This window comes from Crassaminicella indica (genome assembly GCF_019203185.1).
In the GTDB taxonomy this organism is placed as follows: domain Bacteria; phylum Bacillota; class Clostridia; order Peptostreptococcales; family Thermotaleaceae; genus Crassaminicella; species Crassaminicella indica.
In genome coordinates this window covers 1,569,479-1,595,886 of the sequence record NZ_CP078093.1, presented here as the reverse complement: position 1 = coordinate 1,595,886, position 26,408 = coordinate 1,569,479, and the positions used below count along the sequence as shown (strand labels likewise).

General features: G+C 30.4%; 12 protein-coding genes and 1 riboswitch. All 12 genes read right to left on the bottom strand.

All coding sequences use genetic code 11. The features are described from left to right. Positions 1-31: 31 nt before the first annotated feature. Positions 32-1,585: an Ig-like domain-containing protein gene (locus KVH43_RS07590; protein ID WP_218281959.1), complete on the bottom strand. Its 1,554-nt coding sequence runs from the start codon at positions 1,583-1,585 to the stop codon at positions 32-34. 21 nt (positions 1,586-1,606) lie between these two features. Continuing rightward, positions 1,607-6,271, bottom strand: coding sequence for an outer membrane protein assembly factor BamB family protein (locus KVH43_RS07585; RefSeq protein WP_218281958.1), 4,665 nt, complete (start codon positions 6,269-6,271; stop codon positions 1,607-1,609). A 195-nt stretch (positions 6,272-6,466) separates the two neighbouring features. After that, positions 6,467-7,291, bottom strand: a complete 825-nt coding sequence (locus KVH43_RS07580) for a DUF4430 domain-containing protein (RefSeq protein WP_218281957.1) — start codon at positions 7,289-7,291, stop codon at positions 6,467-6,469. Between the two features lie 186 nt (positions 7,292-7,477). Then, a complete protein-coding gene (locus KVH43_RS07575) occupies positions 7,478-7,624 on the bottom strand; it encodes a DUF2292 domain-containing protein (protein ID WP_218281956.1) in 147 nt (48 codons plus the stop codon). Positions 7,625-7,793: 169 nt separating this feature from the next. After that, positions 7,794-7,982: riboswitch (cobalamin riboswitch) on the bottom strand. Between the two features lie 185 nt (positions 7,983-8,167). Further along, positions 8,168-11,518, bottom strand: a complete 3,351-nt coding sequence (locus KVH43_RS07570) for an S-layer homology domain-containing protein (RefSeq protein ID WP_218281955.1) — start codon at positions 11,516-11,518, stop codon at positions 8,168-8,170. Positions 11,519-11,530: 12 nt separating this feature from the next. Next, a complete protein-coding gene (locus KVH43_RS07565) occupies positions 11,531-14,707 on the bottom strand; it encodes an outer membrane protein assembly factor BamB family protein (RefSeq protein WP_218281954.1) in 3,177 nt (1,058 codons plus the stop codon). Between the two features lie 21 nt (positions 14,708-14,728). After that, complete coding sequence (locus KVH43_RS07560; protein WP_218281953.1) at positions 14,729-18,658, bottom strand: outer membrane protein assembly factor BamB family protein; 3,930 nt, start codon at positions 18,656-18,658, stop codon at positions 14,729-14,731. Between the two features lie 90 nt (positions 18,659-18,748). Continuing rightward, positions 18,749-19,543 (bottom strand): DUF4430 domain-containing protein, encoded by a 795-nt coding sequence (locus KVH43_RS07555; RefSeq protein WP_218281952.1) that lies wholly within the window; start codon positions 19,541-19,543, stop codon positions 18,749-18,751. A 458-nt stretch (positions 19,544-20,001) separates the two neighbouring features. Then, a complete protein-coding gene (locus KVH43_RS07550; protein WP_218281951.1) occupies positions 20,002-21,489 on the bottom strand; it encodes a prenyltransferase/squalene oxidase repeat-containing protein in 1,488 nt (495 codons plus the stop codon). 34 nt (positions 21,490-21,523) lie between these two features. Further along, entirely contained in the window at positions 21,524-24,043 is a 2,520-nt protein-coding gene (locus tag KVH43_RS07545) for a VWA domain-containing protein (protein WP_218281950.1), read from the bottom strand. Next, positions 24,033-25,568 (bottom strand): BatA domain-containing protein, encoded by a 1,536-nt coding sequence (locus KVH43_RS07540; protein ID WP_218281949.1) that lies wholly within the window; start codon positions 25,566-25,568, stop codon positions 24,033-24,035. Before KVH43_RS07540 ends, KVH43_RS07545 begins: the two co-directional genes overlap by 11 nt. Continuing rightward, a complete protein-coding gene (locus KVH43_RS07535) occupies positions 25,569-26,408 on the bottom strand; it encodes a DUF58 domain-containing protein (RefSeq protein ID WP_218281948.1) in 840 nt (279 codons plus the stop codon).

The window sequence follows — 26,408 nt, the reverse complement described above, 5'->3', positions numbered from 1 at the left end:
ATTACCTCATGAATGACAAAATATATCTGTTCTATTGAATCACAGCTTCATCAAGTGGTCTTCTATTATTCCAATTATCCCATACCACTACCTTTATTTCATAATTTCCTTCTTCTGGAATATCGAAGCCTGCTTTAATATAATGACTCGCATGAGGTAAAAATTTCTTTGAAATATAATTCATTTGAATCAGTTGATGCGTATCCTTATCATACAATCCTACAATACATACAGCATCCTTTTCCTCATCTGAAATATTTGTAATCTTCAATTCTACATTTTTATTTGTTTTAGAATCATCGCATCCTTTAATTTTTTCAATCTTAAAATCTTGCCTGATTACATTTATTTCAATCATATCTCTTATATTCTCATGATCCTTTAAATTCACAATAATATTTGTCTTTCCACTATTTAATGTATGCAATACCCCATGCTCATTTATAGTGGCTACATCTTTATTAGTAATCATCCACTCAACATTATCATTGCTTATAAACCTATTATTTTGATTTCTTACTCCAAGCTTAAAAGTTTTTCCCGTTTCCAATTCAAGCCTATCTGGATATATTTCCAAAGCAGTAATTTCTTTAGATCCACTGCTATTAGAAATTATTTTATAAAAAATAGATGATTTTCCCTTATTCATATAATCCTTTAAAGCTGCTAATGCATATAGTGCCTGTTGGGTAGCCATTCCAGGATCAGCACCATATTCCTTTACATGCATAAATTGTCCTTTTTGTTTTCCTTCTTTCACTTGAAAATCTAAAAATGCTGTTACAACATTTCCACCTTTTTTCGTAAAATCTGGACCTTGAGGATCTATCCCCCAAGCTGTCAAACCACATATTACCTGAGCACAAGACTCTGAATTGATTGTTCCCCATGATTTATAACCACCATTATTTAATTGATGTTCGCTTAGCCATTTTATTGCCTTTTCTCCAGCTTCTTTTACCCGAGGTCTATTCTTATAAGGAGCCAAAGCATAAAGAGCCATAGCAGTCATATCAGGGTCTGGAATATCCCCTTCATTATAATTCCAACCATCACCACTCATATGATTTAAAATATATTCAATAAATGACTCTCTTGTATGCTTCGCGCCATCATAAACAATTGCATTAGATGCATCTAACGCAATCAATCCAAAAATAGGAGCATTAATTCCTTGACTCAAATCAGGCCAACTAATAATCTTATCTATTAAATCTATACCTGCAAAATTAGTAGGGTCTCCTCCTGCTGATACAATTCCTAATACTCTTCTTTCATAGTCTGTCATTTGACCTCCTACACCATTTTTTCTAATTTCTTCCTCTAAAAGAGTCAAATATGTCTTTCCACTCGTTCCATACTTATCCTCTACATCTTCACCTACTGCATTTATAGCAAATGCTTCCCAATCATTATTGATTTGTTCTCTAGTTTTATAGTAATTCAAGGTCATGTCTATGGCTTTTTCAACATCTTCAATAGTAGCTTTTTTAACTTCTTTATCTGCTAAAACAGGAGTTATACTTATACTAAAAATAATACAAAAGGTAATACTAAAAGCTAACAACTTCTTCATATACCTCATTATATAATCCTCCTTTCTCTTTTATAAGTTTATTTCATCTTGGCATATCAATTTTTTATCTTTTCTGTCAAAAATCTCTAATTTTACTTTCAAGTTTCCTTCTTTAGGTATTTTTACACCAAATTTATAAATATTCGTTGTATCTGCTTTAATTTCATCTTCAAAATGAGTTTCACTTAATGCTTTTTTAGCATCTATATCCTCCAAAGTAATTTTTAAATCAATATCCTTCCCTTCTTCATGATTAATCAATTCAACTTCTAGATCTTTAAAAGTATTTAAAGCCACAGTTTCTTTACCTTTAATCGATACTTGAACACCTGTTTGTTCTCTACCTTTTAAAGCCAAAACTCCTCTTCTACCAGCACCAATATACACAATTCCATTATCATCTACAGTAATGCTCTGAGGTATATATATAGTAAATGCTCCAAATAACGTCTTCTGCCATAGACATTCTCCTTTTGGAGAAAAAGCATTGATTTTTGTTGTAGTAATATATACTGTGCCATCTTTTCCAACAACAACTTTATATACCCCATCAAAACAACTATCATTTGTATCTACAAATGTAGTTTTAACCTTCTCTTTACCATTCTGATCTAAATAATAGATTTCTTTTTCTGCTTCAGTATTAATCTCTACAGCATAAACATTGCTATTTTCATCACAGCCTACTCCAACTTTTCCTTTTAGTTTTTCATATTTCCAGTTTTCTTTTCCTTCATTATTTATAGATATAAGACTATAATTACCTAAATTATTTTTTTGAATAATCAAATCGCCATCTTTCGTTGATGCTTCTAACCATAATTCGGTGTGTTCATCTTCATAAACAAGTTTCATATGTGCATCTTCTGTAATATTGTATATTTTATCTTCCTTAGAGATATACAGCTTATTATTAACAAGAAGCAATCCATAGTTTTCCCCTACATTTAAAGGAGTTTTCCATATTTTATTTAATTGATTATCTAATTTATATAATTTGTTTTCATTATTAAGTACATAAATACAATCATCAGCAATAATTAGATTTTTAACTTTCGAAGATGTATTGAATTTTTCTAACATTTTTCCATCTTCGTGATTTACCCTATAGACCTTCTCATTTGCAAATATATAGATATCACCATCTTCACTAACTTGAGGAGCACCAAATTCACCTTTTATTTCAGATTCCCATAACTTTTTCCCATTTTCCTTACTAATTGCCGCTAGTTTATTTTTAGTGGTGTAATAAATTTCATTTTTCTTACCCATTACATGATAACAATTTTTATTTTTCTCGCTTTGATCGTACTCAATCTTATGCTCCCATATAGTATCAGAACGTTTAGATTTTATTGTTATAGGAATCTCACAATAAATATTAGGATTGCTATCTAAGCTTGCTTTCAACATCGTCTCACCAGCTTTTTGAGCTGATAAAACAGCTTGATATTTTATTTCATGAACGCCACTGCCCGTATCATAAAGTTTATAGCCTATTATTCCTTGTTTGCTTACAGACCATGTAACTGGCTGTTTTGTCATAAAATTACCATATTGATCTTCTATGAAAATATATGCCGATGGCAAGCTTTCGCCACAGTAACCAGTTATTTTTTCTATCTTTTTAGGATGTTCTACAAGATTGCTATATACAAAATACATTTTTTTAGGAATAGGTGCTTTTTTTACTTTCACTTCTATACTTTTTCTAATCTCTTTATCTTTAACTTTTATACTAATATTTGCTGTCCCAACTTTTTTTGCAGTAATCTTACCATAAACTGCTGTAGCAACATCTGTATTTTCAGATTGCCATTCAAGCTCCACGCCCTTTATAAATGCTCCATTCTTATTCACTGCTCCTGCAGCAATTTTCATCTCATCTCCTACAAACATATCTATAGGAAGCTTATTCAAAACTCTCAAACCAGAAATTTTAGTATCTGTAGCATCACATAACTTTACAGCTTCTATAGCACCTATTTCAAAATCATATTCTCCTTCCAATGTTCTATAAATCAATCCATTTCTTCCTAATTCAAATTCAGGATGAGGTTTATTACCAACCTTTTCATAATAATAAGAAAGTATATTGTGATCTTTATCAAAAACATTTTCGCTAGAATACAAATAGCCATTTTCTCCGATTAATGCATATGCTCCACAAGGATCATATTTTGCATCTACATCACCTGTTTGAGGATTTAATTGTAATAAATTATACTTTCCTTCATGCTGAGCACAAATATATAAATTTCCATTCTTATCTATTAATGGTCGTTTACTTTTAATATCGTCAAATTTTTTTCTCCATTTTTCACGTCTTTGATCTATATCTAAAGAAAACAAAATATTATCTGATCTATTATAATTCGAATCTATTATATAAGCTGTATTATTTTCCCCGATAGTTACTAAGCTTTTAAATTCTCTATTATTTGGATTTTTAAAATTCCACAAAAACTTTCCAGCTTTATTAAATATCCAAATTTTGTTACCCGTTACGATGAATATATTTCCTTTTTCATCAATACTTATCCCCTTGACATCTTCACTACTATGCCAACTTCCTACATCATATCTCCATAAATATTTTTCTGAATTTTTATTAATAGCATATACTGTTCTATGATCATTAGTGTCATCACAACACAATACATAAATATTTCCATTTTTAGAATCAACAGCTGGCTTAGACACTATACGGTCTTTTAATTTTGCTTTCCATTCAACATTTCCTGTTTGTGGATTTATTAATAATAATTCACTCTCATTAGTTGCCAATAAATATTCTTTACCATCAATTTTTTCTATCCCAATAGGTTCACTATCTATTTGAATTATATTCTTAAAGGTTTCTTTTTTCGTTCCATTACTATTTATTGCTAATATTCTTCTATTTAATAATATATATACTGAACCATCAGAGCTAACAACAGGATGACCTTTCCTTTGATAACCTTTATCTAATATATATCTCCACTGAGGCACTAATTGTTTCAAAACTTTATCTCTTACTTCAATTATTTTTGTAGCTTTAACCTGAGAATTTGCAAGCACTTCTGCATGTACTGTAGAATAGCCTCCTTTTTTTGCTTCTACTAAGCCATTTTTATCTACTGTCAATATATCAGTATTCGAAGAATACCATTTTACAAGCTTATAGTCTTTTATCACCTGGCCGTTTTCACTTACTGCCTGAATATAAAGTTTCTTACTTTCGCCCGCATTCATCCTATAATCTTTATCTTGCCTATATATATATATTGTTTTTGGCTTATATTCTAATACTGTCATTTCAACAGAACCTTTTTTATCCTCTTCTCCTTCTACAAAAGCTTCAATTTCTACCTTTCCTTTAGTTAGTCCTGTAAGTACTCCATTTTCATCTATTTTAGCTATCTTAGGATCAGATGATTTCCATATTATTTTTTTATCATTTTTTTCTACCTTTAATTTAATAGCTTCTCCCTTATATATGTAAAATCTTTCTACTATAATATCTATATCATTTTGTTTTGTATCAAAAATCCACTCTCCTTTTTTTATCCCTTCAAATTTTTCACCAGTATTCTTAGCTTGAATACAGCCTTTAGCTACTTCTAATGCATATACATGATTTTCTTCGAGTAATTTTTCCTCTCTTTTATTCTTCTTTATTTTAATTATCACTTTTTCTGGATTTTCTTTATCAAAGATAAGCTGATTAAAAATATTAGGATTATATTTTGTATCAGGTTTATTAACTGAATCTGCATCATAGTACAATGTTACTTTAGGTGGCATAAAATTTTCAAAGCCTTTTCCTATTTCAACAGGTTGATTAAATATAAGAGCTATTTCTGCATCCTTTTTTACTTTTTTAGCTCCATTAACTGGAATTTTTGATAGAAGCTTTAAAGATTCACATGTTTGTTTTGTGTCAAAAATCCACTCTCCCCTTTTTTTCATTCCTATTCCTTCAAATTTTTCATCACTATTTTTTGCTTTAATCCAATTTCCAGAAATAGCAATTTCATATTTATGATCTTTTTCAAGTTCAATAGGATTACCAGCTTTATCACATAATTGTATCACCACTTTTTCTGGTTTATCTTCACTAAACAATAATTTATGTTTTTTCATTCCCATACAAACTAATCCATTAGGATAAAAATCATCTAATATCCCATCTTTTTCTTTATCATACCTTACAATCACTTTAGGTGATCCACCGCACTCTTCATTTAATACTACTGCTTTATTAAAGGTAAGACTTATTTCCCTGTTTGTTTTTATTCCTGATACACCTTTTACAGGACTTACTTCAACTAATTTTAATGGCTCTGAAGCAACTGGTGCTTGAGGAGCAATATCTATAGAAATTTTTTGTGAATTACCATTATATACTGCATATACTACAGTAGAAACAGTTTTATCTATCATATTATTAGGTACAATAAATTCAATATTATCACTATCTCCTGTAATAATATGTTTCTTTTTGTCATTATCAAAATAATACCAATCAATACCACTAGTAACCTTTTTTTCTCCATCATACAAATCTGCTGTTAGATCTATTTTTTCTCCTCCAGTATAATTTCTTTTAATAGGCTCTATATAAATTCCACTAGCAAAAGATGAAAAAAATATTGTAAATATAATTACTAAAGTTAAAAAAATACTAAAAATCTTTTTATTTTTCTTCATAAACTAAACCTCCCCCTTTTTATTTTATAAAAAGTCATCTCTAATAATTTTAAAGATTCTTTATAAGTATTAGTTCTATTCACTAACAGCTGTTTAATTTTAATACCATATTTTTTAAACAACTATAAGGAGAATTAGTTTTTTCTAATTCTCCTTAATAAAGCAAATGGAAAATATTCAGAAATTATTCAACCTTTATTTACTTTTTCCCCATGTACCAAAAAACCACAATTCTCTATCTCCATTCTTTAATTCATGTTGAGAAGCTGCATGCATAGGCATTTCTCCATTCACTTTATACATCCAGCCAGTCATTCCATAATTTTCATCCAACCCTACTTTTTGTACAAATGCACCATTATAACCAACTTTTACATTTCTGCTTACCCAATCCCAATCCCAATTAGGATCAGTCACAGCAATACACCCATCTGAATCATGATAATATTCTAGAGCATACAAAAATGCATGTAATGCAGTAACTTTATCCTTCATCACTCCAGAATCATTGTAACTTCTTCCATAAATGTTCTTTAGCGAAAAGTTTTCTAATCTTTGGATTTTAACCTCAAATTTACCTGTTTTTTCACCATTTACATTCATTTTAATGTTTTCTACACTTGCTTCTCCATTGCCAGATACATATACATTGCTATGAACATATAATCCTTTGTAAGTAACCTCTATCTTAGCTTTTCCTTTTCCTACAATTAAAACATTTACTGTATCTTTTCCATTTATAGTATTCACTTCATTCCAATTATCATCAAAAAATCTAACAACACCCGGATTTGAAGTTCTCCATTGAATATTTTTTGTATCGTTAATAGCTACTTTCTTATGATTAGCTGTCAAACCTACAACTTTTATTTCCTCCATATCATATAATTGTTTACCAAGAGTAAAATCATTTCCATCTTCAAAGGTAATATCTGTAATATTTTCTGTTGCAAAGGCTTGTACACCTGCAAAGCTTAAAACAAGTGTTAATACTAATATAAACGAAAATATTTTTTTCATTTTTATCCTCCCTTTCATTTTCTACTCTGAATATTTTCCAATGACTGCACCTATTTAAACTATGAAGTGCAGTATTCTATTATTTGTACACATTCTCATGCATACAAAAACAAAAAGACACCACCAATAATAGGTAGTGCCTCCAGTTTTCTGGTCAGCTCTAACTTAATTTTTATACTTTAGTTTTTATAACTTTATTGATTTTTTAATCTCTTCTACCCTTATTGGGTATTTATCTTGTACTATAATTCGAATTTCTCCATATTCAGTACTACGTATCAATTCAATTAATTTTTTTTCCTTTTGATTTACACAAATATTTTCTTGTTTCAAGCATATCTCCCCCTAACGTTTTTTATCCTCTTAATCTATTAGAGGTCAATCAGGTATAAAATAAAAAATCCTTAACTTCCACTGAAGATAAGGATCTTGATACTTTAACATTAACTCATTTGATTTAAAAACAAATCTCATGTAGTACCTCTCCTTTCCTCGGAAGGATATATACTTAAAGCTTTTGGCAGGTCTCCTGACTTATGGATCAACGTTTTCCTTCGCCTTCCCAGTTTCCCAGTGGCATATTGAAGGAGCACTCCCCAATTACAGTGGCCGGACCGTTCAGGACTTTCACCTGATTCCCTTTTAATCATTTATCTTAAAAATAAATGAACCTAAAAGCTGTATATTTAATTTTTAAAAATATCTATAGAATAATATTAAATACTATCCTCTACTGCTAAATTCTATACTACTTTACATATATTGTCAATATATGTTGACTGTTTTCTTCCACAATCATTTTTCATAACATAATTTGATAAAATTTTCATCAACCTATATACAGAAAACTGCTAGCAAAATTGCTAGCAGCTTTTTTTATTGATTTATTAAATTGTAAAGCTTATAAAGCATCATAGCAGCTTGGGCTCTATTTGCATTTTGCTTTGGATTAAATTGTCCATTTCCCATTCCTCTAATTATTTTTTCTTTTACGCATAAGCTTACTCCTTCTTTTGCCCATGATGCTATATTTTCTTTATCTTTAAATATATCTAATCCATTTAATCCTACCTTTTCATATCCTTGTTTGTCAAGAACCTTTGCAACAATTATTGCCATTTCTTCTCTTGTTATATTTCCTTTTGGATCAAATATAGTATTACTTCTACCTCTAATAATACCATTTTTATATGCTGCTCCTACATATGAGTAGTACCACGCATCCTTTGCTACATCTGTAAATGGTACTTCCATGTTTTCTGTAGCATAACCCATCATCTTTGTCATAAGTGTTGCAAATTCTGCTCTTGTAATGTTTGCTGATGGATCAAATATACCTTCCTCACGACCACTTATTATACCCTTTTGTGCCATAGCTTCTATTGCTTCCTTTGCCCATTCGTAGCCTTGAAGATCTTTAAATGTTACTTTTATTTCTTTTACCTTCTTAGCAAAGTATTTACTAAAGTGAGGAGTTTTAAAGGTTACCATCCTTGTATCAGAGTCATATTTTCCACCCATATTTTCTATAGTTCCATTTTCCTTTAGTAAAAATACTTGTACTACTTCTCCTTTATTTACTTTTCCTTTATAAGGTATACCTACTTCAATCGACTCATTAAAGCTATTTATTTCTTCATCTTTAGCCTTAGCATTAAAATCTACTACAATGCAGCCCTTTGGTACTTTATATCTTTCAAGTGGCGTTAGAGTGCTTCTATTAACTGTCTTTGCAATCAAAGCAATTTCTTCATTATTTTCTTTTTCATTAAAGGTATTTGGTGTTAGCTTAAATACTGCATTTTCTGTTTTTATTTCTGCTTTTTCGATACCATTTTGTTTTAATATCTTCATCATATCCTTTGCTAATTTCGCTTCTACTTCTTGTTTGTCTACCTTTGGTATCGCTATAGTTATTTTATTTTCTATTTCTTTTTTATCTTCAATACCATTTTTCTTTAATTTTTCTTTGATTACTTTTACTGTAGCTGATGTATTTTTAGCTATTTCTTTTATACTATCTGTATCTACTATTGCTACTACCTTTTCTTTTTCGACTTTTATTTGGTTTTTATTAAGCTCTTTTACACTTGCTTTTTTAACTGCTTTTTGTGCAACTTTGATTGTACCTTCAATAATTTCTTTTCCATTTTCTTTACCAACATGTTGAATCAATTTTCCAGTAGCATCAATTATATCCACCGCTACTTTATTGATTTCTTTTGTATCATTTAATTTGTCCATTAACTTTATTACAGCTTTCATATTTTCTTTCGCAGCTTTGCTTACTTCTTTTTTATCACTATCCTTTGATAATTTTTCTGCTGATTTAATTAATATATTTACTACTTTTATACTTTCTTTTGCTACCTCTTTTGCTCCTTCTTGGGTAGTTATACGTTCAGCTGCTTTTTCTATAATCTTTGCAACATCCTTAGCACCACTTACTACTTTTTGTGCATCTTTTTCTGTTTTTATGTCATTAGCCTTTTCTTTTAATTTATTTCCTGCTTCTTTTGTTGCTTTTGTAATATCTTTCTCACTTGCATTTGGATCTGCTACTATATTGTACATTTTAATATATTCTTCGTTTTCAATAATACTTTTATCAACTTTATTTTCTCCAGTAACATTTACCTTTATTTTTTCAGTTCTAGATACTAATGGGAAATAATATCCTGCATGTTTAGAATTTTTATCTAACTTTATAGCATATACTTCATATGTTCCTGCTTTATTCATTGGAATTTCTACTTTTCCATCCTTATCTGTTATATAGGTTTGATTTCCTACGTATACAGTAGCTCCTTCTATATTTTTATTTCTTCCTTGCCCTCCAAAATCTTTTTCTCTATTGCTCTTTCCACTTACCTTCACATACAATTTTTCTCCTGTTTTCAAATTTGTAGGAGATACATCAATATATCCAAAATAAGAATCTATATCTGTATAGTACCATTCAACTTTATCACCATCTTCTATTTCCCATTCTCCTACACCTTTGTTTATTAATATATCGTTTACTCTAACCATCCAACCACATTTAGGATGTTTTGATTTAAAATCAAACTCTTCTTCTCCAGCCATTCTTGCTACGTAGTTAGCGTTACTATTTACTTTATTATCCCTTATTCCCGCTTTATTCCAAGCAAGTACTGTGGCTAACAATACTGTTGGTCTAGGATTTGTATAGCTTGTACCATCAGGTCCAGTAAATGTATATTTTCCATCGCTTGTTCTATAATCAGCAGTATTAAAACTTATCTTTCCATTAAAAACAGTTCCTTTATAACCTTCAATTCTCATATCTACACTGATGTGTTGCTCCTTAGAACCTTGTCCTCCATCACTAGAACCATTTACCTTTATTTTAATTGGTACTGGTCTTATCAAGCTTCCACTTGGATTACAAGTAATCTTCTGTTCTTCACTTCCCTTTGCTATAAATATTACTTGTCCATTTTCATCCGTTTCTTTTATTTCTCCTGCATAAAAAATAGGTTGTCCTTTTACTGGAGCTATTGTATCTATTATTTTATTCAAAGTAACAGTAAAGGTATCACCTGCATTAACTGTCTTTTTAGAAACTTCTAGCTTAGTAATTATTGGATCCCATATTTCATCATCAATCAGTACAATTTCATCTCCTGCATGAAGCTTTTGATTAGGCATGGACACATTTCCTTTATTATTGATCATCCACTGCCAGCCAACTTCTCCTTTTATACTTTCAATCATACCATCTGATGATAGCTTATAGGGAACATCATTTTCTTTTAACCCTTTTTCAATTGTAGAAAGTAAGGTGCTCTCCCCATCTTGAATAATAACTTCTGTTTCAGGGAGTAAAGTCTCATTTTTCCCTTCTACACGAACAGTTACTACTGCTGTATTTTCTCCCTTTACATCAAAGCTTTGCTGTTTTTGTACACCATTACTTGTTATAATGGCATTATATGATCCTGCTGCTATTTCAAATGAAAAATTATAGTTTCCCTTTGCATCTGATTTAGTTTGATTTGCATACCATTTATCTTGATCACTGGTTCTTATAATCAATAAGCTTACATTTGTATTAGGTGTTGTAGTCCCTATAATATTTACTTTTTCTCCTTCTTTTTCTATATTTGCCGTTATCCCATTAGATGCATATGCTAAAGGCATAAATGAAAATATTACAGCAATCGCTAGAAGCAGTGATAATATTTTTTTATTGAAAAGCTTCATCTTATCCCCCCCTTATTCTGTAACAGCATCTATTAAAGGTCTTCCTTTAAACCAATCATTCCATATCATCAACTTTAGCATATATTCTCCTTCCGTTGGTATAGAGAAGAAAGTCTTAATATCATAGCTTTCCTGTGGATCAAAGACCTTTTCAACATATTCTTGCTGTATAAGTCTATTGGTATTTTTATCATAAAGTCCTACAATAGCCACTACTGACTGATCATCCTTTGTGATATTTCTTATGCTAAAGCTGATATTTTTTCCATTTCCAACATCTTCTATTTGAACATTTTTTATTTCAAATATTTTTCCTACAATAGTGCATTTAGAAGTATCCTTTACTTCTTTATCTTCCTTAAGACTTGCACATATATTTACTTTTCCTGCCTTTATTCCTTGTATTAATCCATTTTTATCAACCATTGCTATTGTTTCATCGCTACTTTCCCAACAAATTTTTTTATTTTCTATTTCTCTTCCAATTTGATCTTTTACTCTTAACTGAATCCTCTGTCCTTCTTCTATTTCTATACCATCTGGCATAATCTCTATAGCTGTTATCGCTTTTGCTTCTCCTTTATTGGCATTAATTTTATAAAATATTGTAGAACATTTATTTTTACTAAAATCTAATAATGCAGCTAATGCTTGTAATCCTTGTGGCGTAGCAAAACTCGGATCTTTTGTATCTATATGGATAAACATCCCATCTTGGCAATGATAACTCAAAAGTCCTGTAACAGCATTACCATATCTTTTTGTAAACTCTGGTCCTTGTGGATCTATTCCCCAGGCTGTCAAACCCATAATTGCCTGAGAACAAGACTCTGATGTATAATTACCCCATGTGCCAAACCTACCATCTTCTGATTGATTTTTACTAAGCCATTTGATAGCTCTGTTTCCAGCTACTTTTACATCTAATCTATCTTTATAAGGAGCTAATGCACAAAGTGCCATACCTGTCATATCTACATCAGCAGTATCACCACCACCCCATGACCATCCTTCGCCACTCATATTGCTTAAAATATATTTGATGAACGACTCTCTCGTATGCTTTGCATCTAAAGGAATTTCTGCATTAGCTGCATCAAGAGCAATAAGTCCCCAAATAGCTGCATTCATCCCTTGACCTAAATCAGGCCAATTATATATTTTTTCAATAAAATTAATACCTTCAAATTTAGTAGGATCTTCTCCTGCTGCCAAAATTCCAAGGGTTATTCTTTCATAATCCGTCATCTTATCTTCTATACCCTCATTTTTTATTTTATTTTTTAGCTTTTGTATGTAAGTTTGTCCATTTATCTTATATTGGCAAATATCTTCTCCTGCTGCATTCATTCCAAAAGCTTCCCAATCCTTATTAATTCCTTTACGAGCATAATATCCTATTGTAGAATTAAGTGCTTTTTTTATCTCCTCTTGTCCTACCTTTTTAATAGGCACCCTTTTTACATTTACATGGATAATTTGTTCTTCTTTAGGATAATTTTTTATCCGAACTCTTATTTCTCCTCTACCTTCTTTCACAGCCACCACATTACCAGTTTGACTAACCTTTACAATAGGAAGTGTTTTACTTATCCATTCTAATTCTTCCCCTAAAATCTCTATACCATCTTTTGTTAAAATTTTTGTAGCAATTACTGTTCCACGACCCTCTTCTAAATCAAAAACTTTTGGGTCTACTTTTAAAATACTATCAGCACTTTCTACTACATGAATTGTTACAGTATCTGATATTTGTTTATTATCTGAAACAGTAGCAGTTATCTTCGCAACACCTTTTTTAATAGTCTTTACATTTCCATTTTGATCTACTTGCACAATTTTTTCATCACTACTTGTCCAATTTAACCTACTAGTATCCATAGGACAACCATAAGTATCTAATAAATTTACATTTATTCTATAGGTGCAATTTTTTGTAAGAGCAAATACTTTTTGATGAATCTCTACTCTATTTGGCTTACGCTTTATATTATGCTCTGTAAATTTTACTAGTCTTCCGTTTTCTCCCACACAATAAATTTCTCCCCTAAAACTAGGCTTTGAAGCTGTATAAAGCATAGTTGTTCCACCTGTACTGCTCCATTTTTTTGACCCATCAGGATTTATTGCATATAAATTTTTCCCCATAGGTACATATATTGTGCCATCGTAGCCTATAGCTACAGGACGTCTATAAAGCTGCGGTTTGTGTAAATATAATTCATTTTCAGCCTTATACACCCAGATTTCATTCCCCTCTTTATTAAGAGCATGAAGTCTATTATCTTGTGTCTTATAATAAACTACATTTTTATCAACAGCTGGTGCAGTAACATATTGATAAATATCCTTATGCCACTTTTCTTTCCCTGTTTCTCCATTAAAGGCGTGAATTCTATTTTTAGATTTGTTTTGTATATGATTTTCTAATGCATAAGTCATAAAATAAAGAGTGCCATCTTCTCCTACAGCCATTCTCTTTTCCATAGAATCTCCTGTTTCATAACTGTATTCATAAAGGCAACGATCCTCAAACTTTTTATGCCATTTTATTTTCCCATCATTTGTGATAGCATTTATATAACAATTGCTTCCTACAAAAATAGTTCCATCCTTTGGAGATACTACTGGGGTATTACAGCTCCCTGAAATATAAAGTTCTATGTCCCATTTTTTCTCCCCATTTTCTTTATTTATAGCATAAAGCTTTCCATTTTCTGATACAGAATAAATGGTTCCAGCTTTTCCTAATGCACAAGAAGTTCCAGGTGCTACTACAGCATCCATTTTAAACGTCCAAAGGATATTACCATCAGCTGTTATAGCATATATATTTTTATCTGCTGATGCTATGTAAGCTATTCCTTTTTTATCAAATACAGGACCTGCCCCTCCTTTAGAATCTGCTCTTCCTTTTTGAAATATATTTACCTTCCACGCTACCGTACGATCTGGTGCTATTGCAAATAAATAGCCGTTTTCATTATTTACATAGATATTACCATTTTTATGGACAGCAGGAATTTCATCATACCTTAGTTTTCCATAGCTTCCACTATTTAAATGTCTTTCCCAATCTATTGTCACTGTTGGTTTTCCTTCTATTGCAAAGCTAGTAGGTATACTTATACTAAAAAGCATACAAAACATAATTATATATATACAAAGCTTCTTTCGTTTATTTATCATATCTGAACTCCCTCCTTTTCATTATTTGATATCAATTTCATCATTACAAAGAGTTTCTTTAGTTTTTTGATCTTTTAGTATAATTTTTAATTTAAACTGCCCTTTTACTGGTATCCTCGAACCATACATATATATCTTTGTTTCCTTTGTCTTTAATACATCTTTAAAATTAGTTTGATGAATTAATTGTTCTTTTTCATCATAAAACCCAATAATAACTGCAATGTTTTTCGTTTCCATCTCATTGTTTCTTACTTCTATTTTTAAATCCTTCAAACTATTTGGTTTTAGCCTATGCTTACCTAAAACATTTAACTGGAATCCTGTACGATTTTGTACCTTTCCCTTTAAAGCAACCAATCCTCTTTCTCCTGCTGTAATATATACAATGCTTTCTTCATCCACAGTAATACTATCAGGCGTTTGTCTTGAAAAAGCATCCTTCATTTGTGCTTTCCACAAGATTTCTCCATCATCTGGATCTAATACAAATACCTCTGATAAAGATATATATACCAATCCATCCTTACCAATAACAGGCTTAAATATAGCTCTCTTTCCTGTAGCCACATTAATAGTTTGTCTTGCTCGTTCTGTTCCATCTGGATTAATAAAGTAAACAGGAATCCCTTCTTGTGGATCCATTATATATTTTTTCTCTATCGCATATACAGCTCCTGCTTCATCACAGCTTAAAGCAACCTTTTCCTTAATATCTTCATAAATCCACTGCTCATTCCCATTAAAATCTATTGTAATTAAGCTATATTTTTCATTTTCCTCTTTTTGAAGAACAAGCTTTTCGCCCAAAATAACTTCTTCTAAATATAATCTGCATCGCTTTCGTGAGTAAATAGCTTCCTTCTCTTTATTATCTTTCACATGATAAATAGTTCCATCCATTGAAACATATAATTCTCCATTATTTGAAAGAATCATTCCTCCATTGTCTTGACCTATATTAAGAGGTATATCCCATAAAAGCTCACCTTCTTTATTAAACTTATAAATTTTTCCACTTTTTGTTAATGCATATATACTATCAGCATGAATCTTTATGTCCTTGATACCATCCTTCCCTTCTATAAAATTCCACATAACTTCTCCTGTTTTTGGATTTACTGCTATAATAGCTGTAAAATCCTCAGCATATAGAAGAATAGTACCTTCATCATTGACCTTTGGTTTTCCTAACTGAATACCAAAATAATCTCCTATTTCTGATTGCCATAATCTATTTCCATTTCTTTTATCTATTGCAATAAGCTTGTTCTGATTCACATAAAAGATTTCATTATTTTTTCCCATAACATGATAAGCTCTCTTTTCCCACCAATATCCTTCTAATGGAATAGACCACTTAATCTCATATTGAGTAGGGATAACCTCTATCTCCAAACTGCAAGTAATCTCTGGATACTTTTCAATAGTAGCTATAAGTTTAGTGCTACCTACTTTTTTTCCTGTTAGACATGCATTATATCGAATATTGTAGTCTCCACTGCCTCCCTGATAATTGAGCATATCTACAATATTATTATCTTCTAATGACCACTTGATAGGCTGTTTAGGTACAAATTTACCTTTTTCATCCTCTATAAAAACACGAATACCCTCAAAGCCTTCTCCAACAATTCCTGTTAATTTTTCTCCTACCAACCTCTGGTTTTCAGTTTCATTATCACCATCTCCCTTATCATATACAAAATACATTTTTTTAGGGGTTGGTGGATTGATCACTTCAATCTTTACAGTTTTATTTATTTCTGGCTTATCCTTTACCCTTACTGTAAGCATTGTTTCTCCTATTGTTTTTGCTGTAATAAGACCTGTATCATCTATTTTGACAATATTTTCATTATCTATTTCCCATACTAATCCTATAGTTGGTAAATTAGCTCCCTTTTCATCTAATACATCTACCTTCACTCTATATTTTTCATCTGGAAATATGACAACTTTATCTTCTTCATATATTTTCACTTCCTTTGGAATTGCATTACTTATGTCATGAAGATATACAGCTTCTATACCAATTACATTTCCTTCATTTATAATTAATCTATATATGTTTCCATCCTCTCCTAAATCAAATGATGAATAATGGAACCAGGGAAGATTATTTTTATATTCATCATAATAAGCAATTGGTTCTCTATTTTCATTATAAATAGCTTTATCTGTATAAAGATATCCATCTTTTCCCAATCTATAATAACTTGTAATATAAGGATATTCTTCTAACAATTGTCCATTTTCTCTATCAAGTTTTACAAAGCTATCTGAATTCAAATATATATTTTCATCTACATCTACAAGAGGACTAGCGTTAGATATGTTTATAAAATCCTTATGCCATATTTCATTTCCTTTATTACTCAAAGCATAAACAGTCTGTTCATCATGAATATATACTCTCCCATCACTAGCTACTGCTGGTTGACAAGTAAATTTCTCATGCTCGGGATTAACAAACTTCCATAACAAATTTCCTGTAGCTTGATCAATTGCCCATAGAGTATAATGTGATACAGCATAAACCCTTCCATGATGATCTAGTGTCAATTTATTATTTCCATAATAACCTTCATAACCTGCAAAAACACTTCCTTCTGCATCAAAGCTCCAAAAATATCTATCTTCCTGTGATCCTCCATCTACTGCATAGATTCTACCATTTGTAGCACCTACAAATATTTTCCCTTCTTTATTGACTACTGGTGTAGTAATTATTTTTCCATCTATATCTAATTTTCTTTCTCTAACGATTTGACCTGTTTGAGTATCTATCATAACGATTTTTTTATGATCCTTTATTGCAAATATATATGTTTGTCCTTCTATCTCATTTATTGCTATCTGTACAGGATCTATAATAGAACTTTTGAATGTTTCTTTTTTGGTACCATCTTGATTATATGCTACAATACAATAATATCCATTTTCAATTGTCCATTTTGCATCACACACTATTGCATATACAGAATTATCTGATTCTACTACTGGATGTCCTATATAGTCTTTTCTCTCTAATTTTGCGCTCCATTTGTTTATGAGCTGTTGATTAAAATTTTCTCTTACTTCTATTTGATAGGTATCCTTAATATTTGGCATGTTATATACTTGTGCTGTTACTGTAACGTATCCTGGGCTTTTTGCCGATAATAATCCATTTTCATTAATTTTCACTCTATTAAGATTATTGCTTATCCATTTTAATTTGCAATCTTTTATGATATTGCCTTCTATATCTTTTACAATAGCATCTAGCTGTAACTTTTTATCCTTTTGTATTCTTTTAGTCATTTTGTTGTTGATTGTTATAATATTAGGAACTACTTCTCCATTATTTGTATTAAAATAAATTTGACACTCAGGATCACTCAAAACACTCCACCATTTATTTTTGTCTTTCCAAAATTCATCTTGATCCCTTGATTTTATTGCTAATCCATTAATAAAAATTTTGTAATAATTATTTGCACTTAAAATCTCATCTATATTTATAATCACCTTACAAGGATTATCTTTACTCACTTCAAGCACAGTATGTTCTGAAAATAATTTTTGTTTTTCTAAATTATTTGAATCTAATCCATAATTCACATTTATATAATTTTTAAGCAATGGAATAAACATATTTTCTAAATTATCAACAATTTCAACAGGCTTATTAAACAATAAATAAAATTCCTTATTAATATCCACATTTTCACCATTATTCTTAGGATATTGATCTATAATTTTCAACTCTTCATTAGAAATACTCAACATTTCTAAAGTATTTTTATAAACCAAATCAATAACAGTTTCCTTTGAATCATCATAAACTGCATCTAATACAGTTTTATGCTTAGTCCCATCATACTCTGCAAATACTGGAATGATCATACTAATAATCATAGTCAAAACTATAAAAACACTAAGAGTTTTTCTGCAATTATTCTGCATTTTCACTTCCCCCTTTTTTTATATTTCAAAAAGGGATTAGCATGCTAATCCCTTTTAAGGAAAATATTTAGAGTTTTTTTAAAGCTTTATTTAGTTTTGCCAAGGAGCTAATTCCCACTTTACAATATCCCCAGCTTTTAATTCATATATAGAAGAAGCTTGTTTTTCATATTTTGAATTATTGTTTATTTTATATTGCCATCCTTTTGTCCAATCTCCTCTATCGCTTCCTATCTTTGTTACAAAAGAACCTTCTGAAGTAACTTCCACATTTGCACGTACCCAATCCCAGTCCCATGTAGCTTTAGTATCAGGATCATACTTCAATTCTAAAGCATATAACAATGCATGCATTGCTGTTGGTTTTTTCTTTAAAACATCTGCATCATTAAATCCTGCTCCAAATACACTCTTTAATGAATAAAGAGGTACTGGTGTTGTTTTATCAAATGTAATCGTATCTCCTGCTGCTTGAACCTTTACATTTTCTACTAATGAAATTGTATCATTCCCTTCTACAACTATATTACTGTAGATTTCTTTCCCATCAAAATGTGCTTTAATTTGTGCACGTCCTTTTCCAACAGTTATAACTGTCACTGTGTCTTTTCCTGAAACTGTAACACCTTCTGTAAATATAGCTACACTTGGATTTGAAGTTGTCCAAGTAATTCCAGCTTTGTTTACAATATCTATCTTTTGCCAAGAACTCGTTAATCCTTTTACTGTCATTGTTTCTGTTTGTCCAATATTTTTTACTACTGTAAAATCGCTTCCATCATCTAAAGTCAATTGATTTATCTCGCTATCTGCTGCATAAGCACCTACACAAAATACACCTAATACAAGCATTAATACCAATGTTAATGAAAATACTTTTTTCATCCCAATTCCTCCTTATTTTTTTGTTTTCTCTAAATATTTTCCAATCCTCTACACACCATTTAAATTATGAAATGCAATATTCTATTATTTGTACACATTATCATGCATACAAAAACAAAAAGACACCACCAATAATAGGTAGTGCCTCTAGTTTTCTAGTCAGCTCTAACTTAATTTATACATATCAATTTAATTAATTTTTTTCCTTTTGATTTACACAAATATTTTCTTATTTCAAACAAAAGCTATATATTTAATTTCCAAAAATATTTATGAAATAATATTAAATATTACCCTATACTTCTAAATTCTATATTGTTTTACATATATTGTCAATATTTTGCTAACTATTTTATTTCACAATCACTTTACAAGATTCGATAAAATTTTCATCACTTCATATATATAGATAAATGAATGACTTTGATAACTTTTGTAAACTCATATCGTATTATTCTTTATTTTGCAATAAATTGATATCCTTTGTTTATTTCTTTTTTTACTTGTGCTAAAGTCCAAGCACATTGTGCTCTATTAACTGTCTTTTGAGCATCAAATTCTGGATAAAGCCATCCTTTTTCCTTTGCTATCTGTAAAATCCCATGTTTTTTAGTTTTCTCTTCTAATCCCAAAGCTTTCACAAGTATTCCTATAAATTCCTCCCCTGTAATATTATCCTTCTCTATATTTATATCCTTTTTTAAATCAAAAGCTTTTTTCAGCCACTTAGAAAGATCATCTTTTTTTACAGGTTCATTAGGTTTAAATGCTCCATCTTCAGCTACAGGAATTACATAATCATAAACCAAATCCATAATTTCTCTAAAAGCAAAATCTCCCTGCTTTAAATCAGAAAATAAATATTTTTCAGCAACTGGTCTATATTTTTCAAAAAGCATATCATATGTAGACTTTTTGTTGTAAGCATCTGCCATACCATACAATGCTTCATAAGTAGAAATTCCACTATCATATATAGGGAGCATATCTTCTTCGTCTAATACATGTGTAAATCCTCCATTTTCTAATTGAAACTTGAGCATGGCACTAACAGGGTTGTCTCCTGATTTTGTAGTCCACTCAGGTCCCATAGGATCTTGTCCTAAAAGAGTCAAAGCTTGAATAACCCATGCACAGCTTTCAGGATTTACAGTTCCCCAAGACTCAAAGCCTCCATTCTCAAGTTGTTTGCTATGAAGAAAATCTAACGCTTTTTTCACATGAGGATTTGATTCATCTTCCCCCAATATAGCAAAAGCCATCAAAGCTGCTGCTGTCATATCTACATCTGATTCAACTAATTTATAATCATCTGGATCATCAAAATATTTTACATCAAATGTAAATCCTCCATCTAAATTTTGTTTATCTTCAAGCCAATATAAACATTTATCCCTATTTGGAATAGGCTCTCCTGCACAGTGAAGAGAGATTATACCAAAAATATGGGCATTTACTAAATCTTCTCCTACAGGTTCTCCAGTATCATTATCCGCCACACTATCTGCAAAATGTCCACTTGGGAGCATTGTACTTTTTTCAATTTCTACTAGATTTTTCCCTCCAAAGTTTCTAGGGTCTTTTCCTGCAGCACATACCCCTATTATTGTTCTTTGGTAATCTGTATTTTTTGTTTTCCAAAGTCCTATTCCTTGTTTAACCTCTTCCTCTCTCCAATAAGCTCCATTCTTGCCATTCACAGTCCACTTAGGTCCACTTACATCTTCACCAAAGCCAAATAATCCTAATGCTGGCCAATCAAGTATTCCAGCATACTCCTTATCTCTATATGTATCATGGTAGTAATTGATCGTCTTTTGTGCTGCCCTTTTTACATCTTCTCTTGAAATTTTAGAATCAGTAGCATAAGCATTTACAAATAATAAGTTGCAAATCATAAAAAAGCTTAATACAAATACTAAACAATTTGAACTACTTTTTTTCATTTAAAACACCTCTTTTTATTTATATTTAAAATATTTATCTTTTTCTTATCCATATATCACCAATAAAAGCTATTAGAGCTAAGGGTAATAAAATAAAAGCTAAAGGTATATTGGATCTGTTTTTATTTTTAATAGGTAACTCAAAAACATTTGTATTTTTATCTAAAATTTCTCCACCTATTTCAAAATAAAAATCATCTAATCTTCCTATGTTACCTAGTGCATACTCTGGAGAATAATCAAGATGTACCATTCTTGTTGTTTTCTTCAATATTTTCCCGTCCTTTTTCAATCTAAAATTTAGAATATATGTTCCTTTTTCCTCCAGAAGCTCTTCTCCTTTGAATTTTCCTACCATAGTTTGATTCAATAAAATTTTTTTATTTATATTATCTGGTCCTTGTAGCACTACCTCAACCATCTGAGCTGAATCCTTCACTCCTGTATCTACATATAAATCTAAATTTGCTCCTTTTTTGACTATCTGCACATTCATATCATCTCCATCATAAGAGGATAAGCAATAATTAATTATATTTCCTAAAAACCTTTGAAAGCCTCTCCACTTTATCCAATCATGACTCCAATTTCCACTTATGTCAGAAGTAAATACTACTACATTACCAAGTCCATATTGCCAAGAAGCAAGAATGGGATCGTCTTTATCACTTTTTAAAATAAGCTTTGCATTTGTTTTTATTCCTGTTCCAATATATCCTCTTAATTTTGGAACCGTATTCCAATGAAAAAAATCTTCTTTATTTACAATTTTAGGTTCGAATATTGATTGATTAAGGTATTTTTTTGTAGCCAAATATGTCTCTCTTGCAAAAATTTTAGGGATACTATAAAAATCTTTGGCAAAATAATATCTTCCATCTGTACTTTTACTTAAGCTTTTTAATAAATCCGTATCCGCATCTTTTCCAAATGCTACAGTAGAAACAGTTATTTTTTCTTCTTTCAAAGTATTTAATAAAGCTTCATACCCTTTCTTTTCTCCTTGTCCATCTGTAAGTAAAATAATATGCTTTACCTTTGTATCTACATTGATTAATTTTTCTAAGCTTTTATTCAATGCAGGTTTTATAAGTGTCCCTCCCTTTGAAGCAAGCTTTCCTATTTCTTCATTCATTTTTTCCTTATTTGTTACTCTTTGAAACGGAACCACCCACTCTACTTTATCAGAAAAGGCTAGAACCCCTGCATAATCATCTGATTCCAAAATTTCTATAGATCTCATTGCAGCTTCCTTTGCCATTTCAATCTTTTTGACTCCGTAACTCTCATCATCCATACTCCCTGATGCATCAATAACAAGAACTAATCCTGTATTAGGCTGTTTTTTATTTCCTTTCATTCTGCAGGATACAGGGAGGATTTCTTCAAGAGTTGTATCCTTATATTCTCCTAAAGCAAATGTCTTTTCTCCCCCTATTACAAAAAGTCCCTTTCCCTGATCTTTTACACAAGTATCTAAATTCTTTTCAAAATTTTTTGATATATCTTTATGAGAAACATTTACTAAACAAAAAGCATCAAAGCTTGATAGAAATTCTACTGTGTCAACTACTTCTTTGGGAGAATAATTTTGATGATAAATATTTAAACTCGTTAATATATTATCTAAATTCTTTGTATCTTCTTTTTTTCCTACGATCAATACCTTTGGCTTTGCTTTTCCCATAACTGTAGTTGTAATCGCATTGTTCTTATAGTTCAAATCATTTTCAAATTGAATTTCCCCTCTAAAAGCTGTATTTCCCTCTTTATTTATAAGAGCTTGAAATGTAAAAATATTATTTCCTCTATGAACCTTTATTCTTTTTTCTAAAATTTTATTATCATTTTGAAAAACATAAAGTGTTCCTTCTGCCTGTATATTTGCATCTAATATAACCGTCAAAGGTACCCTCTCACCATTATGAATATTTTGAGGGAGCTTCAATGCTGTTAACTGCACATCGCTTTGATCCTTCCCCTCCAACGGATATATACAAATATTTACATTTTTTGCTTTCATGCTTTCTAAAATATTTTCTACTTTTCCCATATTTTCATTGCCATCAGTAAAAAGAATTAATCTTTTATTTTTACTTTCCGGGAAATATTCCGTCGCAAAAGCTAAAGCTTTTTCTATATTTGTAAAATCACCATCTACCTTTGTTTCAAGCCTAACAACTTCTGAAGCTTTTGTAATAATCTTTTCAATCATAGGCTCTTTTCCAAAGGTAATAACACCAAAGCTGTCTTTTGACTTCTTCTCTTTAATCTGTTTATTTATATATTCTTCTATATGATTTTTTTCATGCTCTACACTTAGTGATCTGTCTACCACAAATAAAGTAGTTGTATCTTGATTTGTATAAATTACTTGAACATCTATAATAACAAGTATTAAACATATTACTGCTATAAATCTTAAAGACACCCAAACCCAAAACTTCTTTTTAGAAAAATTCTTATAAAATTTAAATGCTTGTATAAAATAATAAATAAAAATACCAACAAAAAAAATTATATATTTTATATCTAATGCTCCATTAAACTGCACGTTTATACACCTCCCATTCAAAAACCATGAAAAGAAGTGCAACTACTATTAAAATGTTAGTAAAATCTATTTCTAAAATTTCTGCATTTTCTTTCGCTTTCCCCATATGCTTTATATTTCCTACTACAAGCTTTGCAGGAGGATTATTCGGAGCATTTATTTTACACCCATCAAAAAACCAATCTATCACATTATCAACAAGTATTGGAAAATCTATCGTCATTGCCAAGTTTGTTTTATAAAAATCTATGCTTTCATAAATTTTCTTTTGATTATTTTCCTTTCCACAAATCATAATAGGTTTTCCATCTGCTTGAAGGATTGTAACATATCCCTCTTTCTCTTTTAAATAAGGAATTGGACGTGTATATACTTTCGTCATATCCAAATCTTTTGAAAAATGACTATCTATTGCTTTCACCATCGCTGCTACCTTAAGCTTTCCCTCTATCTCTTCTGGTTTAGGATATAAAAACCAAATATTTGCATCCGATGGCAATTCTTTTGCATATTCTTCTGTTCCTACAATATACAAATCATAATCTTTTTTTATAGGCTCTTCTATTTTTTGTTTTTCAACGCAAATACTTGGAATACTAAAAAGAGCTTTTTCTAAAAATGAGTTTTCTCCAATCAATAAAACTTGTTTTTTATATGCTTCCCCTAAAGGAATTGTAAAAGTATTATCCTCTAACAGCATATCCTTATTTTTTATTTTTAACGTCCATAGCTTAGAACCTTTAAGCCCTTGAAAGCTTACATCAATTTCCTCCTTTGCACCCACATGTATACTCTGCAAATCTCTCTTTTTATTATCATAAAGTCCTAATATAATATTTTTTTCACTTTTTCCATAATTTTTGATTCTGCACAATAAAGTATCTGTATAGTAATCATAGCTTGCATTAATAATCCCAACATTATCAAATTCTTTTCCTATCTTAAGCATCTTACTATTCAAATGTAGCTCTTTATCTGTTACAATAATTTTTTCTCCTGATAAGCTTTTTAATATCTCCTGCATATTATCTATATTTAGGGCTTCATTGCTACAAGATAGCTTTTCAAGCGCTTTTTTCGCTTCTTCTTTTTTTGCAGCTTTTAAGTAAATAGTACTTTTATTGTTACATAAAACTAAATTAATTCTTTTATTTTTATCTAAGCTTTCAATACAATTTTCTATTCTTTCCTTTGCCATTTGGAAATGAGTTTTTCCTTTTTCTAATGACTTCATAGTAATAGAACAATCCATAGCAAAGGTAATTTCCTCACCTTTAAAAGCTTGTAGCCATACAGGCTTTGAAAATGCAAGTACAATACATCCTCCTACAATCAACTGCAATATTAAAAGAAGATATTTATTTATTTTTCTTGACTTTACTCCTTCAACTTCCTTAATTACTTCATCCCAAATATCAATATTAGAAATTTTTCTTTCTACAATTTGCTTTTTCTTAAAGTAAAGAAGAATAATAATCCCCAATAATAAACCGAGGAGTAGCCCCAATGGATTTAAAAGCTTCATTTAAAAACCTCCTAACAATTTAGCCATCATTCTAGCTGGATTCTGATCCGTTGGAGCAAGTACATAGCTTACTTTCCTTGAAATGCAGATATTTTTGCACGATTCAATAAATGCTTTCATTTTTTTTATATATATTTCTCTAACTTTATCATTAAACTGAATTCTTCTTATAGCTCCTGTTTCCATATCGACAAGCTTTAATTCGTCTTCATAAGAAGGATTTAGTTCATCTGGTGACAGCACATGGATTAAAACAACCTCTTGCCCTCCTACACATAAAATATTAAGTGCTTGTTCTAGTCCTTCTCCAAAGCAATCAGAAATTATAAAGGTAATTCCAGACATGAAAAAATCAACATTAGAAATACATTGAAAATCGGTACTCCCTTTAGCCTTGCTTTGAGAAATCGTTTTCAATAATTCATAAAGATACTCCTTGCCCTTTACATTTTTTTGAATGCTTTTCATCTCATCATTTAAAATATAAAAGCTTAAATAATCATTTTGCTTTAACGTTAAATAGCTCATCCCTAATGCAAATTTTTTAGCTACTTCCCACTTATTTGGAATACCAAAGTCCATAGAAGCACTATAATCTAATATAATATTTACATGCATCTGACGCTCTTCTGTAAATTCTTTTATATAAAATTTTTTTGTTCTACTATAAGCTTTCCAGTCTATTTTCCGAACATCATCTCCCACAGCATATTCTCTATGACCATAAAAATCTAATGAATTGCCAAAGCCTTGACCCTTGTAGTTCCCTTTTCCACCTTTAATTAATCTTTTTCTAGGTAAAATATTTAATTTTTCTATTTCTTTTAAAAAAGCATCCAA